Genomic DNA, 223 nt, shown 5'->3' with positions numbered 1-223 from the left:
TGGTAGAACAGTACATGCGCGAACGCTGGAGTCAGGTATTTAACGGCCAGCGTCAGGTACAGGAACAGCTGCTGACCCACCTCGACTATGCGCTGGACCACACTGACTGGCGGGCTGCGCGGGAGGCGGATAACCCGACCGCAATCAGCAGCTTTGCCCCTTACAAACTGCCGATGATAAACGCCCAGAAAGAACTGAGCCAGCTCTCCATTTACCAGCGGGT

General features: G+C 57.4%; 1 protein-coding gene. It reads left to right on the top strand.

Annotated elements, in window-relative coordinates; genetic code table 11:
- Positions 1 to 223, top strand: a 223-nt coding sequence (locus tag ABR397_RS25675) for an ImcF-related family protein (protein WP_350307928.1), incomplete at both ends; no start/stop codon positions are given.

This window comes from Photorhabdus viridis, assembly GCF_040256935.1.
In the GTDB taxonomy this organism is placed as follows: domain Bacteria; phylum Pseudomonadota; class Gammaproteobacteria; order Enterobacterales; family Enterobacteriaceae; genus Photorhabdus; species Photorhabdus viridis.
Note: the sequence above shows the minus strand (reverse complement) of the source record. Positions and strands in the feature narration are given on the sequence as shown.